Origin of the sequence: Clostridium intestinale (assembly GCF_035905475.1) — a bacterium.
Lineage (GTDB): Bacteria > Bacillota > Clostridia > Clostridiales > Clostridiaceae > Clostridium_T > Clostridium_T intestinale.
The window spans coordinates 1,080,460-1,097,174 of record NZ_CP121166.1; the positions used below are offsets into that span (position 1 = coordinate 1,080,460).

Genomic DNA, 16,715 nt, shown 5'->3' on the forward strand with positions numbered 1-16,715 from the left:
TATAGAGGAGAGGGAAAGAATGTTAGCTGATTATCATATGCATACAAATTTTAGTGATGATTCCACCTATGAAATGGAGGAGGCTGTAAAAAAAGCCATTTCCATAGGACTTAATGAAATTTGTTTTACTGAACATGTGGACCATGGAGTAAAAACAGATTTAAATTGCGATTATGATGCTTATATAAAGGAAGTTAAAAGATGTAGAGAATTATATTCTCAAATAATATCAATAAAACTTGGAATAGAATTTGGAGTACAAACTCATACTATAGAGCAATTTAAAAAAGATTTTGATAAGTATGATTTTGACTTTGTAATTCTTTCTTGTCATCAAGTAGAGAATAAAGAGTTTTGGACACAAGATTTTCAAAAAGACAAAACTCAAAAGGAATATAATGAAGCTTACTATAAAGAAATATTAAATGTAATGAAAAACTATGATGACTACAGTGTATTAGGGCACCTTGATATGATAAAGAGATATGATAATGAAGGAGAGTATCCTTTTGAAAAAGTTAAGCATATTATAAAAGAAATATTATCTCTTGCTATTAAAAATGGAAAAGGTATTGAAGTTAACACTTCAAGTTTTAGATATGCACTTAATGATTTAACACCATCTAGAGACATATTAAGGTTATATAAAGAGCTTGGGGGAACCATTATTACCATAGGCTCAGATGCACACAAAGAGGAACATTTAGGTGCTAAGATTTCCTATGTAAAAGAAGAACTTAAGAAATTAGGATTTAATAGCTTTTGTACTTTTGATAAAATGAAACCAATATTTCATGAGATCTAGTATATGTATAATGACAGTATTTTGGTAAATAATATAATTGATTCTATTTACCAAGAAGAGGAGTGCCATGATATCAGGGAAAAAATTAGCTTTTAAGAGATTAAATGAAGCTTATAATAATGCTAGAATTGAAGAATTTGATGATAATTCTAAGTATATATTTTTTAGCGACTGCCATAGAGGTGAAAATACACCATACGATGAATTTTCAAAGAATCAAAATATATTTTTATTCGCATTAGAATATTATTATAATAACGGATATACTTATGTAGAGGTTGGAGATGGAGATGAGCTTTGGGAGCACTCAAACTTTAAGCATATAAGGCTAGCACACGATGAAGTATATACTCAATTAAAAAAGTTTTTTGATGAAGATAGATTGATTATGTTATATGGAAATCATAATATACAACTAAAATATCCGGATTTCGTAGAAAAAAATTACTACAAGTTTTATGATGATTATAATGAGGAAGAAATAGAGTTGTTTCCAGGTATAACCATATATGAAGGGGTAGTATTTAGGCATAGGGATACAGGTCAAGAGATATTAACAGTTCATGGGCACCAGGGAGATGTATTAAATGATTCTTTTTGGTATTTCAATATGCTTTCTGTAAGATATTTCTGGAAGTTTTTTCATTCAATTGGTTTTATAAATCCTGCAAGCCCTGTAAGAAATGCAGAAAAAATCCATAAAATCGAAAGGATTTATAGTCATTGGATTAAAAGACATAAAACTATGATTATCTGTGGACATACTCATAGACCTCATTTTCCAAAAGCAAAAGAATTACCATATTTTAACGATGGTTCATGTGTTAGAGCAAGTGGAATACAGGGAATTGAGATAGAAAACGGCGAGATAATGCTTATAGAATGGAGAATTAGAACTGATTCAGAGGGAGATCTTCATATTAAGAGAAAAGTTCTTAGAGGACCGGAACCAATTGAAAGATTTGATTTAAGAAAAAGATAAGTAAAAATGGTCTAGAAAACCTTGAAGTTTTCTAGACCATTTTAATTTTGGGGATTCATCTTAAAATAATTTTCTATAGCTTTTGTAATTGATAAAGAAATTTTTTCTTGATAATCTGAATTACTTAAGTTTTTTTCATCAGATTCATTACTTATATAGCCAAGCTCAACTAATATTGCAGGAGCTTTTACCTTTTCTAACACTAAAAAATTTCCTTTCTTTATCCCTCTGTTTGTAGTTTTTAAATCTTCTATAATTTGTTTTTGGACTACTTCTGCTAAAACCTTACCTTGAGAACTGGCTTCATTATAATAAGTTTCTGTTCCAGTTATGGATTTCTCATCAAATTTGTTTAGATGAATGCTTAAAAATATAGTGGCCTTTTCGTAATTTGAAATAGCAGCACGTGCTGATAAATCTTCTTTAGGCTCAGAAGGCCATGAAACTTCATCATTTTCTCTAGTATAAACAACATTATAGCCTTTTTTCTGTAAAATTGAGCCAAGCTTTAAGGATATTTCTAAGGTGAGTTTTTTTTCTTGATTTCCTAAAGAACCTACGGCACCAACATCATATCCGCCATGACCAGGATCAATTACTATAGTTTTTTCAGCTGTACTTAATTTGGAATTTAGTAAGAGATTTACTTCTCTATATGGATATTTATTATCATAGATTTTAATTATTGTTATAGAAACTATCAAAAAGATAAATAATCCTAAATATATTTTTTTATAAGTTGATTTTTCAAATCTAATAGTAATACCCCCTCACTGTTTTACATAATTTCCCTGTAATTTAATTATATATTATTTTGTAAGATATTACTGTTATATTTTAAAATTATAATAATAAATTTATTTTCTGTAATAAAAAGAGGAAAGAAAACTACCTTTAAGCTAACTATAAATATCGTTAGGGCTTAAAAATCCAGTATTAATTATGGTTTCAGGAATATTATATCTAGTTACTAGGGTTGGAGGTAAAATAATTGCGGGAACATCCTTAAAACCATTATTAATAATTGCATTAGTATCTAAAGATTCACCATTTACTAGTTTTATAGAAGCGTTAACTGCTACTTTTGCAAGTTCTCTACTATCTTTAAGTACAGTCATTGATTGAGTACCAGCAATTATTCTTTTAATAGCAGCTGGAGATGCATCTTGACCTGTTATTGCAACTTTTCCAGCTAATCCTGCTTCTTCTAAAGCTTTGATAGCACCTCCTGATATAGCATCTGTAGGGGATAATATTGCATTAATATTATTATTTTTACTTAAAATAGTTTTTATAACATTATAGCTTTCTACAGGATTCCAATTAGGTATAGATACACTGGAAACTATTTTTATAGATCCAGTTGCAACTAGAGGGATAATATATAACATGGAACCATCTTTATATAATTTAGAAGTATCGTCATTAGGGTCGCCAGATAAAATAATATAGTTGCCTTTTGGAACATTTTGAACAAGATATTTTCCTTGAAGTTCGCCAACTTGTGTACCATTATAAGATATATAAAGGTCAGAGTTACTATTTTGCAGAAGTCCATCATAAGATATTACCTTTATTCCGGCTTCTTTAGCTTTTTTTACTAAAGAAGCGAAAGCTAAAGAGTCTAAAGGAGCAATAATAAGTACATCTACATTTTGTGAAATTAAATCTTCAACTTGCTTTGTTTGAAGTAAAGGATCATAGTCAGCATCTTCTAATTTTAAGGTTACACCTTTTTGATCTGTATAATATTTAAAGGCTTCTTTATCTCTAATCCATCTAGGAATTCTCTGATTAGGTAAAGACACGCCTATTACTATATTTTCTCTATCCATTGGGTTATGTTCATAGAGCTCTTCTTTAAACATAATAATTTCAGTGTAGCTGACAGGCACAAGAAAAACCTTTGGTATTGATAGGTACATAATCATCACCTTTTTTTAGTTTATATAATAATTAAAATATTCTATTAGGAGAGATTTATTTCCAATATATTTTTTAATTTCTAAATTTTAACAAAAAAGTTATCAAAGTAATAATAAATACAAATGTCGATTGAAATTTAGAGGAAATTACACAAATTTGTAGAATAATGTATTTTGTATAGTAGAATTAATCAAACTAAAAATTATATTAATAGAGGTGCACATGTTTTGGAAATTTAATAAAAACAATGATTTTGAAAATATAGAAAATTTAAAAGAAAAATATAAAGAAGAATTTGAAAAATTTAAGACTGAAACAAATATAAAAAGAACTACAAAGCTAGGTATAGTATTGCTTATAGTCAATTTAATGATGATAGGGGTAGATTTAACAAGCTATAAATCTATGAGGACTGAGAATATAGGATATTTATATCTTTTCTATATTCATATCCTAACAATAGCTATGCTTTTACTTTGGTATCTTTTATATAATGTTTCTAAAAAATATAAAAGAATTATTAATGGGAAGCTTATTTATGAAATATTACTAACTATATCCATGGCATCCTGTATTCTGATATCTTTAAATGATTTAAAGATATCTGGGCAAATATCTGTGTATTTTATTGGAATATTAATAATATCAGGTGTGGTATATATGGATCCTTTTGAATCATTTATACTATATGGCGCCTCTATAGTTGTTCTACTGATAGGCATGTATTTTATAGTCTGTAGCAAGACTTTATTATACTACAATATTTATAACTCAGTTGTTGTGGTGATATTTGGATTCATAGTTTCTAATATTATATATAGAGGATTTTTAAGAGATTTTTTGAATAATAAAAGTTTATTAAAAAGTAAAATGGAAGTAGAAGCTGTTAATCAAAAGTTAAAAGAATATGAGAGGTTAAGGACAAATTTCTTTGCAAATATATCTCATGAGCTTAGAACTCCTTTAAATGTGATTTACAGCGCCCAACAAATGATAGAGCTTATGGTTAATCAAGAAAATCTAAATAAGAGAAAAATGGAAAGCTATTTAAAAATAACTAAACAAAATTCATACAGACTAATTAGGCTTATAGGAAATCTTATTGATATTACTAAAATAGATGCCTTAAGTTTTGAGGCAACTTTTGTTAATTTAAACATAATAAAAGTAGTTGAGGATATAGCTATGTCTGTAGTTGATTTTGTTGAAAGTAAGGGGCTTACACTTACATTTGACACCGAAGTTGAAGAGAAGATAATATGCTGTGATCCTTATTTAATTGAAAGAATAATGTTAAACCTTTTATCAAATTCAGTTAAATTCACACAAAAAGGTGGGAATATTTTAGTTAATATACATTTAGAGGACAATTATGTATGTATTTCAGTAAAGGATAACGGAATAGGTATACCAGATGATATGCAAGAATTGATATTTGATAGATTTATTCAAGTAGATGACGTTATAACTAAGAATACAGAGGGGAGCGGAATAGGATTATCTTTAGTGAAATCTTTAGTAGAAATGCATTGCGGGAAAATATATCTTAATAGTCAGGAAAATAAGGGAAGTGAGTTCGTAATTTGTATACCTGATGTTTTAAATAAAGATAGTGGAGAGAAAAGGAATATAACTAATTTAGATGATAACAGGATTGAAAGGATAAATATTGAGTTTTCAGATATTTATGACTAAGTATATAATGGGCAACTGATTTTAAATCAGTTGTCTTTTTTATAAAAATAGTCAATATATGTTTGTATTTGTCGTGCGAAAAACTCAAATAAAAGAAGGTAAATAGATAGAATTGTAGAATATTTAATTTTATAGAAAAAAATACATTTTATTACATAAAGATATATATTTATTGATAAAGAGGTGTAAGAGTGGAGTTTTTAAAATGTATGTGGGAAAAAGACGCAATTCAGGATATTAAAAAATACAAAACAGAATTCGAAGAACTTAGGACATCAATTAATATTAAAAGGTGTGAGAAAATCGGGGTAATACTATTATTACTTAATATTATTTTAATTATAACAGATAGAGTGGTGTATGAGCCTATGAGAGCTTTTACACCTGAATATATAAATTTATATTATTCGCACCTTATAGTATTACATTTAATAATTTTATGGTATGTAATTTTATTCTTAAATAGAATATATAAAAAGTTTATAAGTGAAAAAATATTATATAACTTTTTTGCAAACATAATAATATATTGGTGCCTTTTTATGGCTCTAAATGACTTATATATTAATGGACAAATATCTGCATATATAATTTGTGTATTGTCAGTAGCATCTTGTTTATATAGTTCACCAATAGAAGGAGTTATTTTATATTTTGTTTCAACTTCACTTTTTATTTCAGGTCTCTTTATAATAATAGAAAATAATTCAAACCTATTATATGGAAATATAGTTAATTCTGTAATTGTAACTTTTTTTGCATTTATTGTTTCGAAGGTTAATTACATAAGATTTTCTAAGGATTTTATAAGTCAAAAAGATTTATTAAAAAGTAAACGGGACATAGAAGAAAAAAATGAAATTTTAATACATTATGAAAAGTTAAGAAGTGATTTTTTTGCTAATATATCTCATGAATTAAGAACACCTATTAATGTCATTTATAGCGCTGAACAAGTAATGGAACTTAATTTAAGGAAAAGTCAAAACTATGACATGAGTAAATATTTGAAAATGGTTAAGCAAAACTCATTTAGACTTATACGAATTATAAGTAACTTAATAGATATAACCAAAATAGATGCTTTGAGTTTTGATGTAAAATTTAGAAACTTAAATATTGTTAAAGTAGTTGAGGATATCACCATATCTGTTGCAGAATTTATAGAACATAAGGGGCTTACAGTCATATTTGACACTTCTATTGAAGAAAAAGTAATAGCTTGTGATCCTGATTTAATAGAACGTATAATGTTAAATCTATTATCTAATTCTGTAAAATTTACGAAAAGAGGTGGAAGCATCTTAGTTTCTATCTATCTTGAAGAGGATAAGGTGTGTATTTCTGTAAAAGATAGTGGTATAGGAATACCAGATAATATGAAGGAAATAATATTCGATAGATTTATACAAGTAGATAAATCCACTACTAAAAGCTGCGAAGGAAGTGGGATTGGGTTGTCTCTAGTGAAATCCTTAGTAGAAATACATAAGGGAAGTATATCATTAAATAGTGTTATTAGTAAAGGTAGTGAATTTATTATTTCTCTTCCTGATGAATTATGTTTTGAAGAAGATATACATGAAAATATTATTAATTTAGATGATAGTCGTATAGAAAAAATTAATATCGAGTTTTCTGACATATATAATTGAGTATGTTATAAGACAGAAAATCAAAGGTTTGAATATAGTTGAAAGAGAAGAGGTGAAGAAATCCCTTCTTTTTTTATTGCATCTAAAATTACAAATGAGGAAATAAGTTGCAATTAGAACAGGATTAGATTACAATTTAAATAACAGTGTTATAAAAATAAACGTCGTTATTTAAATGGAGGATGATTTATGGCAAGGGAAGATCAAAAGATGAGAAGTGAGATAGTTCGAAAGACTATTTTAGATACAGCATTAGAAATAGGAATAGAAGAAGGATTTGAAGAGGTTTCAATAAGAAAAATAATTAAGAAGATGAAGTATTCCACAGGAATTGTGTATCATCATTTTAAAGATAAACAAGAAATTATAGATGCCATTGAAGAAACTGAAACTAAATGGTTAAGTGCTGAAATAGCAGGACTATTAGATAAAAATAAAAATGTAGTTTGGAATATGGAGAGGATATTTAGAAGAATAATGAGATTAGCTATTGAAGAACCAGAGAAATATAATCTTATAGTTCTTCATAAATATAGTAGAAGACAACCTGATAAACCAAGGTGGTTATCTAGAATAAGCCAGAATCTTAAAAATGACATTCACCTAGGATTGATTAGGGAAATGGATACGGATAAGGCTGCTTTTGCTATTTGGAGTTCATTTTTAGGATTTAATTTAATGATTTCTAGGAATAGGGATCTGACAAGTGAAGAGGCTGAAGAGTTATTTAAAGTTCAATTTGATATTATTTTAAGGGGGATTCTCTATGATAAATAAAATAGGTATTGTGTATGCAAGCAAAACAGGTCATTGTAAAAAGATAGCTAAGGCTATAGGAAAAATTTTAAACATCGAACCTAAGAATATTAAAGATAACTCCAGTCTAGAAGATATGGATTTACTCTTTATTGTATCAGGAATTTATGGGGGAGAAAGTCTTCCAGAGGTTTTAAAATTTGCAGAAGGTCTGGATAATAAGAAAGTAAAAAAGGTTGCACTAATAACATCTTCAACCTCAAAGAAGAAAGGTCAAGGCAATCTACTAAAGATTTTAGAGGAAAAGAATATTCAAGTTGTTGATGAAATACTTTCTCAAGGAAGTTTTTTAATCATGAAGTTTGGACATCCAAATAGACAAGATATCAAAGAAGCTGAGGACTTCTCTATAAGAATTTCCAAAGAGATAGGGGTATAAGCTGAAGAAGAGGGGGATATTATGGTTACTATAATAGCGGATGAAGGGCAAAACAACATAGGCGAAAAGCTTTATGAAGAATTTTTGAATAGGGGAATTAAAGTTGATTATGTTTCCCTAGAAGGAGTAGAGATAAAACCTTGTGTTAGCTGTGGAGGATGCACTTATAAAACCTATAGAAAATGTGTAGTGAGAGATGATGGAGACTGGATTTATTCTAAATGTATACAGGCTGATGCTTTGATTTTTGTTACTCCTATTACATTTGGAAGTTACTCTTTTAAAATAAAGAGAGTATTTGATAAATTCGGATTAATAATGGATGAACATTATTATGTGAAAAACGGAGAAATAGTAAAAGGAGGTAAAAAGGGCGGTAAATTTAAGTTTTTTGCTATAGGGATAAATGAAAATTGCATTGAAGAAGAAATAAAAGCCTTTAAAAATTTAGTTAATGAAAACTTAGTTATAACAAGAGGAGTAGGAAATTCATATATAGTTGACTCTGAACTTACCTCTGAAATAAGGAGTAAAATCATTGAGGAGGTTTTAAGTGCATGAAAAAAATACTTTTAATAAATGGTAGCCCAAGAAAAACTGGTACAAGTTTTCTCTTAGGAAAAATGTGCTCAGAATATTTATTGAATAAAAGTTATGAATGTCAGCTTCTTCACCTATACTCAAGCTTAAATAATATTGATAAACCATATGAATCTATTAATAATGCAGATACTATAATAATAAGCGGACCATGTTATATAAATACTTACCCAGCAGATATGATTGATTTTTTAGAAAAGGTATCTAGAAATAAAGAAATTTTACATGGACAAAGCATTTATGGAATTATTCAGGGTGGAATGCCCTATGCTCATACTCATGAAAGTGGATTAAAAATGTTAGAGATATTCGGAAAAAAATGTGGGTTGAATTTTAAAGGTGGTTTTGTAATGGGTATGGGTGCATTGGTTAATGGTGGGCCATTAAATAAACTACCGAACTCAAAAAAGTTTATAAAACAGTTAAATGTATTCTTTGAACATATTTCAAGAGATGAAATATCACTTTCAGAGGTTTATAAAGAAGCTCAGTTTAAAATGCCTAGTTTAGTATATAAAATTATGAGCGTAACAATGAATAGAAAGATTGATAGTAATTTAAAAAAGCATGGAATTGATGTGAATCAAGAAAATCCATATTTAACTTAAAATAAAAGCCCCATTTCTGGGGCTTTATTAAAGAGTAAAACAATGATTAAAACTTAGAGATCTTATTACAAATGTATTATGGATATAAAATCATCTAACAATATATACTATGATAGATCTATCATAATAGATACATTTTATTTTAAATTTTATTCTGTTCTTAAAGCTTCAACAGGATCTTTTTTAGCAGCCATTCTTGCAGGAAGAAGCCCACCAAGTAGTGTAAGTATTACGCTTATGGTTAATAAGGTTAAAGCGTGTAGTGGATTTAGTTGTGCAACATTTTGTAATTCTGTCATGTTCTCAATTACTGAATTAACTGGGATAGTAAGAAGGTATGCAATTGTTATTCCTAAAATACCAGATGTAGCACCTATTATAAATGTTTCAGCATTAAATACACGTGTAATATCTTTTTTTCTTGCACCAAGGGCACGAAGTACTCCTATTTCTTTTGTTCTTTCAAGAACTGATATATAAGTTATAATTCCTATCATGATTAATGAAACCACAAGAGAAATTCCAGCAAATGCAATAAGAACTAAGGTTATAGCATTCATAATACCGCCAGTCATTTCTGTCATAGAGCTTGCGAGGTCAGTATATACAATTGTATCTTTTGTAGATTTTCCTTGATTATATTCATCAAGATACTCTAGTACAGCATCTTTTGATTCAAAATCAGTTGGATATAAATAGACCATATAAGGCACGGACTCTCCACCTAAGTATGATAAAAAGGTAGTTTTTCCTTTTTCATCGAACTTTTCCATAGTCATAACATTGTAGTCAACATCACGTTGAGCTTTAACTATTTCTGAATCTATAGAGGAATCTATAACCTTTTGAACTAATTTATCACTATAAGCTATTCCATTACCCACAATTCCAAAAGAAACATCTTCTTTTAATCTCACAATTCCAGATATCTTTAAAGTAATGCTGTTTTTAGAGTTATACATTTCATCATAATTTGTTCCAGGAAGGAAGTTACCCAGCTGAGTTTTTGAGTAAAAATCATCGTTTGTAATTAATTTAAATTCTGTACCTACTATTTCATCAAAATCTATACTATCAATATCATCTGTATCAAAACCAAGATTTTTTAATACTGCTTGATCAATACGATTTTGATTATCTATAACTAACACTAATCCTGTTTCATCTTGTGGATATTCACCAGATAGAAGGTCATAGTTTTTTTCTAAATAAGAAATCGAAGAGTTATCTAAAGGCTCAGGATATGAGGATAAACCAACTCCACCTCCCATGCCAGCGCCAATTCCCTGATTATCAGAATTATTAATACCTATAGCTAATGATACAGGTGAAGTTATTCCAGATTTTTCTCTAAGTATGTTCATACCAGTCATACGAGTATAACCTATACTGTTTAAAATCTTTGGATCTATAGCTTTAACATAGTCAACATAATCCTCTGTTATAATGTTTGTATGAGTTAAAGCTCCCTCTTTAGGATCATAAAGCTTAACTTCTTTAGAATCTTCTATTGAGAGAGAGGAATCCTTTTTATTCATTTCACCACGCATTTTTTCTAAACTTTCTTCATCTGTGTTCATAGCGGTTTGCGAAACTATAATAGGAAATTCTGAAAGAGCATCCTCTTGGAATTTATCTATTTGAAGTTGAAAACCTGATGAAAGGCTAAGAATCATCGCTATTCCAATAATACCAATACTTGAGGCAAATGCAGTAAGTGCAGTTCTCCATTTTTTTGTTGAGATATTTTTTGCGGATAATTTTAATGCAGTTGCAAAGCTCATGCTTGTTTTCTTCAAGGAATATCCTTTTTCTTCTTTAATATTTTCATAAGGATTAGAATCATCTACTATCTGACCATCTTTAAACTTTACAATACGATCGGCATATTGTTCTGCAAGTTCTGGATTATGAGTAACCATAATAACTAACTTATCATCAGCTATTTCTTTAATTAAATCCATAATCTGTTCACTAGTTGATGTATCTAATGCACCTGTAGGTTCATCAGCTAAGATTATATCTGGATCATTTGCAAGAGCACGAGCTATTGCAACTCTTTGCATTTGTCCACCAGAAAGCTGATTTGGTTTTTTGTGGACATGATCCTTTAGTCCGACCTTTTCTAAAGCCTCTAGAGCTTTTTTATGCTTTTCAGCTGATGAAACACCACTTAAAGTCATTCCCATCTCAACATTATCTATAATACTTAAATGAGTAATAAGATTATAACTTTGAAATATAAACCCAACACTATTATTACGGTAAGCATCCCAGTCAGAATCTTTAAACTCCTTAGTTGATTTACCGTTAATAATTAAATCACCACTATCATACTTATCAAGGCCCCCTATTATGTTTAGGCAGGTGGTTTTTCCAGAACCACTTTGGCCTAATATTGCCACAAATTCGTTTTTTCTAAAATTTACGCTTACATTGTTTAATGCAACTTGAGTAAAATCTCCAGTAGTATAGCTTTTTTTAATATTTTTTAATTGAAGCATTACATCGTCTCCTTACTATTTTTATCCGATAGCTAGCATCCGTAATACTCCTACGCACTGTGTGAAAGCGACTATGCCAAATATAAAATTTGGAATATCTGCTTTTCTTCAAGCGGGCGATAACGGATGCACGCTCCTGGATTAGTTCAACTAAATTCAGCTGGAGTATAAAAACTCCACCTGAAGAGTTTCACTTTATTGCTGTAGGTGAAGTATAGGATAGAAATATTAACTCAATGTAAACTGAAAAATATGATTAAATTCAATAAAAAAGTAGTTTACATTTAGTTAATAAAAAATAGGTAAGATATAATAGTATCTAATTTAAAAAATATATACATGTTATAATGAAACAAAAGTAAGTAAGGTGGTTTTAAATATGTTTAACATAATGGTTGTTGAAGATAATGATAATACAAGAAAACTAATGGAAGCTGTGCTTTTAGAAAATGGATATAAACCTATTTTGGCAAGTGATGGTTTAGAAGCTTTAGATATTTTAGATAAACAACATATAGATTTAATAGTATTAGATATTATGATGCCAAATATGAACGGATATGAACTTACAAAGGAGCTTAGAGAAGCTAAGTTTAATTTACCAATTTTAATGGTGACTGCAAAGGAGAGCCCATCAGATAAAAAACAAGGTTTTATATTTGGAACAGATGATTATATGGTGAAACCAGTGGATGAAGAAGAGATGATTTTACGTATAGCGGCTTTACTTAGGCGTTCAAAAATAGCTAGTGAGCATAAACTTGTTTTTGGAGAAACTCAGCTTAATTATGATGAACTTACTGTTAAACAAAAAGGTAAAGTAGAATTATTGCCTCAAAAGGAATTTATGTTATTATTCAAATTATTATCTTATCCAAATAAGATTTTTACAAGGAGACAGCTTATGGATGAGATTTGGGGTATGGATAGCGATACAGATGGGAGAACAGTTGATGTTCATATTAATAGGTTGAGAGAAAAGTTTAAAGATAATGAAGATTTTCAGATCATTACCGCGCGTGGTCTTGGATATAAGGCGGTGAAAGGTGTATGAAAAAATTGAAAACAATAAATGCAGCCCTGGCTATTATTGTATTTATAATAATGGTAAGTTCAGCTATTTTATCTAGTGTTTTTATTATGATATTAGATAAATATAAATTATTTATAGGTAGAGGTAGTGCCCCAATAGCTTTATTAATAATTGGTCTTATAGTAAGTACAATCATTGGAACAATACTTACATTTCCAGTGGCAAAATATTTTTTAAAACCACTAAATGAGGTAATATCAGCAACTAGAGAGGTTACAAAAGGAAATTTTAATGTAAAGGTGAAGGAGCTAAAGAGAAAACACGAACTTGGAGAGCTTATTGATAGTTTTAATAGTATGACAAGTGAGCTTAATAGTATAGAGATGTTTCGTAAGGACTTTATTAATAACTTTTCACATGAATTTAGAACCCCTATAGTATCCATAAGAGGATTTGCAAGACAACTTCATAAAGCTTCCTTAACAGAAAATCAGAGGCTTGAATACACAGATATAATTATTAGAGAATCAGAAAGACTTGCCAATATGTCTTCAAATGTTTTATTATTAACAAAACTTGAAAATCAAGCTATCATTACAGAGAAAAACTGTTTTTCCTTGGATGAACAGATTAGAAATTGTATACTTCTTCTCCAGATGCAGTGGGAGAAAAAAGAGATAGAATTTAATATAGAGTTAGAACCTATAGAATTCTATAGTAATGAAGAAATGTTATCTCATGTATGGCTTAATTTACTAAGCAATGCCATAAAATTTAGTCATAAAAATGGAGAGATATTAGTTAAAAGTTATTATGAAGGAAATGATATTAAAGTTAAAATATCAGATAATGGCATAGGTATGAATGATGATACTAGAGAGCATATATTTGAAAAATTTTATCAAGGGGATTTAGCCCATGTATCTGAGGGAAATGGACTTGGATTATCCTTAGTTAAAAGAATAGTTGATCTATGCCAAGGGAAAATATCAGTAAAGAGTAAGATAGAAAAAGGAACTGAGTTTATTGTTAGGCTTCCTAGTCAGATTTAAAATTGGAGGAGAAAGTAGATGAATTTTAATAAAAGAAATATCATGGATATTGCTAAGTATTTATTTTTAGCTTTATTTGTAGTCCTAGTAGTGAAATATTCAGAAAACATTTTTTCAAAGATAGGAAATATAAGTGGGGCAGCAGTACCTCTAATTTCAGGATTAGCAATGGCATATGTTCTAAACATATTGATGAAAAAGCTTGAAAAAATATATTTTCCTAAATCAAAGAATGAAATCATAAATAAATCTAGGAGAGCAGTCTGTATATTTTTAGCTATACTTCTGATTATATTTATATTAGTAATAGTGGCTTTAATAGTAATTCCTGAATTAGTAAATGCAATTTCTGTTATAATAGCAGCTATACCAAAATTTGTTGAGGACATCATTAATTTTATAGATACTAATAGCGATAAATATGAAGTCATTGAAAATACATTAACAACCATGCAAATAGATATAAATGAGATATCAAGGAGTGTTATGACTTTCGCATCAAGTTTACTTACAGGAGTTCTTAACTCAATTATTTTATTTGCATCAACAATGGCAAATAGCCTAATAAATTTCATAATTTCACTCGTATTTGCAATCTATGCACTTGCAAACAAGGAAAAACTATCCTATCAGATAAAAAAAGTAATGAAAGCATTCTTAAAAAATAAAAGTATAGAGAAAATTAACTATGTATTTCATGTTATAAATGAGTCTTTTTCAAATTTTATTGTAGGACAATGTGTAGAAGCTGTTATTATAGGCGGATTATGTACGGCAGGAATGTTTGTCTTTAGCTTTCCTTATGCTGTTACAGTTGGAGTTTTTATAAGCGTTACAGCTTTAATACCAATAGTAGGAGCATATTTAGGTGCAGCATTAGGTGCCTTTATAATTCTTACAGTAAGTCCACTTAAAGCCGTATTATTTTTGCTTTATATAACTATACTTCAGCAATTAGAGAATACTTTAATTTATCCTAAAGTTGTAGGATCAAGTATAGGCCTACCGGGTATTTGGGTTTTTGCTGCAATAACGTTAGGAGCAGGACTTGGAGGAATAGTTGGAATGCTTTTAAGTGTACCAGTAGCTGCAACTATTTATAAATTATTTGTAGATAAAGTAAATAAGAGGTTAATAGAGCAGGAAATGAAGAAAGAATAATTGAGATGAGCTGTAGTTATATGGCTCATTTTTTTCGTCTATTTATCTAAAAAAAGTAAAATAAATGAATTATTTGGATATAAGTACTTGATATTATTAAGTAATATGAATTATACTAAAAGAGTACTTGATAATATTAAGTAGTTTATTTTAGAAAGGGGATATGAAGTGGAATTTGATAAGGAGATTTTAAAAGGGTATATTGATTCAATGGTTTTATCTGTACTTTATAATGAGGATATGTATGGGTATTTAATAGCAAGAAAAATTAAAGAGACATCAAATGAAGAGTTTGAAATGAAGGAAGCCACCTTATATGTATCATTAAAGAGATTAGAGAAAAAAGGGTATATTAAAGGGTATTGGAATGATACAGAAGGAACAAATGGTGGGAGAAGAAGGTATTATTCTATTACTGAAGAGGGTGAAGAGTATTTTATAATAATTTCTAGCCAATGGAATGCTTTAAAAAGAATAATAGACAATTTTATGGGGGGGAAATAAATGAAGAAGATTGAAGAGTATGTTGAGAGTGTATACAGAAGCTTTGATGAAAAAGATGAAGAAACAAAGATTATAAAAGAGGAAATAATAACACATTTAATGGATGAGGTGGAAGACTTAAAGCAATCAGGATTATCTGAAGAGGAAAGTATTAATAAAGCTTTATCAAACTTTGGAAATGAAAAAATAGTTATAAATGAACTGAAACTAATCTTAAAAAAGCAGGACAAGTTTTCAAAGATATTAAAAATATCTGCATTAGCTTTCTTTATGATAGCAAGTGTATTTTTTACTATTTATGTTGCAGATGACTTCAGCCATAGGAATGATCCCAATCCATATTTATCAGATAAAAACACAAAAGCATATGTTTTTGAAGTTATAAAAGATAAAATCAAAGATAAGAATGAAATAAATTTGGATTTGAATAATGAAATAACTAGTTTACTTGATGAGTTTAATATAAAAAATGATAATGGAACATATGACATTAAAATTTCTAAAGGTGATAGTTATAATATAGTATATGAATACAAAAAAGATGTAACTGACGAAATGATTCCAAATGGAAATGGCGGAGCAAGTGGAGTTTATAGTGATGAAGGTACTCATACATGGGACATTTTCTACAAGAGAACTGATAAACAACAAAATTATGATTATGATGTGCAACAGAAAGCTTGGAATGAGAGGGTTAATAGAATACCAAATAGATTAGGTCAAATATCTAATCATCTTTTTGTAATTTCAGGGGTATTAATTTTTATATATGTTATTAATAAATTGTATATGAAGGGTTCATTTTCAGTTATTAAACCTTTAAAAAGTAATTAAAATTTATAAATATTTAGAAAGACTATTTTACTTAATAAGATGGTCTTTTTATTTAAAGTGAAAAGTAGATGAAACCCGCATAAACACTATATATTCTTAAGAAGCTTTATTCTTAAGAAGTGGAACCAGGTCAACATTTTTTATATAAAAAATTTAAAACA

The 16,715-nt window shown here is 28.7% G+C and carries 16 protein-coding genes; 13 read left to right on the forward strand and 3 right to left on the reverse strand.

The genetic code is table 11. The features are described from left to right. Nucleotides 1-19 precede the first annotated feature (19 nt). Both P8F83_RS05610 and P8F83_RS05615 read left to right on the forward strand, forming a co-directional pair. Nucleotides 20-805 carry a histidinol-phosphatase HisJ family protein gene (locus P8F83_RS05610; protein ID WP_326513796.1) on the forward strand — a complete coding sequence of 262 codons (786 nt, stop codon included), beginning with the start codon at nucleotides 20-22 and terminating at the stop codon, nucleotides 803-805. 67 nt (nucleotides 806-872) lie between these two features. Then, nucleotides 873-1,787 carry a metallophosphoesterase gene (locus P8F83_RS05615; protein WP_238904075.1) on the forward strand — a complete coding sequence of 305 codons (915 nt, stop codon included), beginning with the start codon at nucleotides 873-875 and terminating at the stop codon, nucleotides 1,785-1,787. Between the two features lie 41 nt (nucleotides 1,788-1,828). Here the strand turns inward: P8F83_RS05615 and P8F83_RS05620 are convergent, their stop codons facing one another. Both P8F83_RS05620 and P8F83_RS05625 read right to left on the reverse strand, forming a co-directional pair. Further along, nucleotides 1,829-2,491, reverse strand: a complete 663-nt coding sequence (locus tag P8F83_RS05620; protein WP_326513797.1) for an N-acetylmuramoyl-L-alanine amidase family protein — start codon at nucleotides 2,489-2,491, stop codon at nucleotides 1,829-1,831. 195 nt (nucleotides 2,492-2,686) lie between these two features. Next, nucleotides 2,687-3,712, reverse strand: a complete 1,026-nt coding sequence (locus tag P8F83_RS05625; protein ID WP_326513798.1) for a sugar ABC transporter substrate-binding protein — start codon at nucleotides 3,710-3,712, stop codon at nucleotides 2,687-2,689. Nucleotides 3,713-3,935: 223 nt separating this feature from the next. On the opposite strand from P8F83_RS05625, the gene P8F83_RS05630 reads away from it, so the two are divergent. From P8F83_RS05630 to P8F83_RS05655, 6 genes are all read left to right on the forward strand, one after another. After that, nucleotides 3,936-5,408 carry a sensor histidine kinase gene (locus P8F83_RS05630; protein ID WP_326513799.1) on the forward strand — a complete coding sequence of 491 codons (1,473 nt, stop codon included), beginning with the start codon at nucleotides 3,936-3,938 and terminating at the stop codon, nucleotides 5,406-5,408. A gap of 191 nt (nucleotides 5,409-5,599) precedes the next feature. Continuing rightward, entirely contained in the window at nucleotides 5,600-7,063 is a 1,464-nt protein-coding gene (locus P8F83_RS05635) for a sensor histidine kinase (RefSeq protein WP_326513800.1), read from the forward strand. A gap of 189 nt (nucleotides 7,064-7,252) precedes the next feature. After that, the gene (locus tag P8F83_RS05640; protein WP_326513801.1) at nucleotides 7,253-7,840 is read left to right on the forward strand and encodes a TetR/AcrR family transcriptional regulator; all 588 of its coding nucleotides are present in this window, start codon (nucleotides 7,253-7,255) and stop codon (nucleotides 7,838-7,840) included. Then, nucleotides 7,830-8,258: a flavodoxin family protein gene (locus P8F83_RS05645; protein ID WP_326513802.1), complete on the forward strand. Its 429-nt coding sequence runs from the start codon at nucleotides 7,830-7,832 to the stop codon at nucleotides 8,256-8,258. The genes P8F83_RS05640 and P8F83_RS05645 overlap by 11 nt, the downstream gene beginning before the upstream one ends. A gap of 21 nt (nucleotides 8,259-8,279) precedes the next feature. Beyond that, nucleotides 8,280-8,819, forward strand: coding sequence for a flavodoxin family protein (locus tag P8F83_RS05650; protein WP_326513803.1), 540 nt, complete (start codon nucleotides 8,280-8,282; stop codon nucleotides 8,817-8,819). Then, nucleotides 8,816-9,466 (forward strand): NAD(P)H-dependent oxidoreductase, encoded by a 651-nt coding sequence (locus P8F83_RS05655; RefSeq protein ID WP_326513804.1) that lies wholly within the window; start codon nucleotides 8,816-8,818, stop codon nucleotides 9,464-9,466. The genes P8F83_RS05650 and P8F83_RS05655 overlap by 4 nt, the downstream gene beginning before the upstream one ends. Nucleotides 9,467-9,615: 149 nt before the next feature. On the opposite strand, the gene P8F83_RS05660 is transcribed toward P8F83_RS05655, so the two are convergent. Beyond that, the gene (locus P8F83_RS05660; RefSeq protein ID WP_326513805.1) at nucleotides 9,616-11,970 is read right to left on the reverse strand and encodes an ABC transporter ATP-binding protein/permease; all 2,355 of its coding nucleotides are present in this window, start codon (nucleotides 11,968-11,970) and stop codon (nucleotides 9,616-9,618) included. Nucleotides 11,971-12,349: 379 nt separating this feature from the next. Here P8F83_RS05660 and P8F83_RS05665 point away from each other — a divergent pair, with 379 nt between their 5' ends. The 5 genes from P8F83_RS05665 (at nucleotide 12,350) to P8F83_RS05685 (ending at nucleotide 16,554) form a co-directional block, all read left to right on the forward strand. Further along, nucleotides 12,350-13,024 (forward strand): response regulator transcription factor, encoded by a 675-nt coding sequence (locus P8F83_RS05665; RefSeq protein ID WP_326513806.1) that lies wholly within the window; start codon nucleotides 12,350-12,352, stop codon nucleotides 13,022-13,024. Next, nucleotides 13,021-14,055, forward strand: a complete 1,035-nt coding sequence (locus P8F83_RS05670) for a HAMP domain-containing sensor histidine kinase (protein ID WP_326513807.1) — start codon at nucleotides 13,021-13,023, stop codon at nucleotides 14,053-14,055. The genes P8F83_RS05665 and P8F83_RS05670 overlap by 4 nt, the downstream gene beginning before the upstream one ends. Before the next feature lie 18 nt (nucleotides 14,056-14,073). Further along, the gene (locus tag P8F83_RS05675) at nucleotides 14,074-15,216 is read left to right on the forward strand and encodes an AI-2E family transporter (RefSeq protein WP_326513808.1); all 1,143 of its coding nucleotides are present in this window, start codon (nucleotides 14,074-14,076) and stop codon (nucleotides 15,214-15,216) included. A gap of 168 nt (nucleotides 15,217-15,384) precedes the next feature. Next, a complete protein-coding gene (locus P8F83_RS05680) occupies nucleotides 15,385-15,720 on the forward strand; it encodes a PadR family transcriptional regulator (RefSeq protein ID WP_326513809.1) in 336 nt (111 codons plus the stop codon). Beyond that, the gene (locus P8F83_RS05685) at nucleotides 15,721-16,554 is read left to right on the forward strand and encodes a permease prefix domain 1-containing protein (protein ID WP_326513810.1); all 834 of its coding nucleotides are present in this window, start codon (nucleotides 15,721-15,723) and stop codon (nucleotides 16,552-16,554) included. The last annotated feature ends 161 nt before the right edge of the window (nucleotides 16,555-16,715 follow it).

Excerpts from the sequence above, each read along its gene's own strand:
- P8F83_RS05610 (WP_326513796.1), top strand. The coding sequence starts at position 20 with ATGTTAGCTGATTATCATATGCATACAAATTTTAGTGATGATTCCACC.
- P8F83_RS05655 (WP_326513804.1), top strand. The coding sequence starts at position 8,816 with ATGAAAAAAATACTTTTAATAAATGGTAGCCCAAGAAAAACTGGTACA.
- P8F83_RS05640 (WP_326513801.1), top strand. The coding sequence starts at position 7,253 with ATGGCAAGGGAAGATCAAAAGATGAGAAGTGAGATAGTTCGAAAGACT.
- P8F83_RS05660 (WP_326513805.1), bottom strand. The coding sequence starts at position 11,970 with ATGCTTCAATTAAAAAATATTAAAAAAAGCTATACTACTGGAGATTTT.
- P8F83_RS05645 (WP_326513802.1), top strand. The coding sequence starts at position 7,830 with ATGATAAATAAAATAGGTATTGTGTATGCAAGCAAAACAGGTCATTGT.
- P8F83_RS05675 (WP_326513808.1), top strand. The coding sequence starts at position 14,074 with ATGAATTTTAATAAAAGAAATATCATGGATATTGCTAAGTATTTATTT.
- P8F83_RS05630 (WP_326513799.1), top strand. The coding sequence starts at position 3,936 with ATGTTTTGGAAATTTAATAAAAACAATGATTTTGAAAATATAGAAAAT.
- P8F83_RS05670 (WP_326513807.1), top strand. The coding sequence starts at position 13,021 with ATGAAAAAATTGAAAACAATAAATGCAGCCCTGGCTATTATTGTATTT.
- P8F83_RS05615 (WP_238904075.1), top strand. The coding sequence starts at position 873 with ATGATATCAGGGAAAAAATTAGCTTTTAAGAGATTAAATGAAGCTTAT.
- P8F83_RS05650 (WP_326513803.1), top strand. The coding sequence starts at position 8,280 with ATGGTTACTATAATAGCGGATGAAGGGCAAAACAACATAGGCGAAAAG.
- P8F83_RS05625 (WP_326513798.1), bottom strand. The coding sequence starts at position 3,712 with ATGTACCTATCAATACCAAAGGTTTTTCTTGTGCCTGTCAGCTACACT.
- P8F83_RS05685 (WP_326513810.1), top strand. The coding sequence starts at position 15,721 with ATGAAGAAGATTGAAGAGTATGTTGAGAGTGTATACAGAAGCTTTGAT.
- P8F83_RS05665 (WP_326513806.1), top strand. The coding sequence starts at position 12,350 with ATGTTTAACATAATGGTTGTTGAAGATAATGATAATACAAGAAAACTA.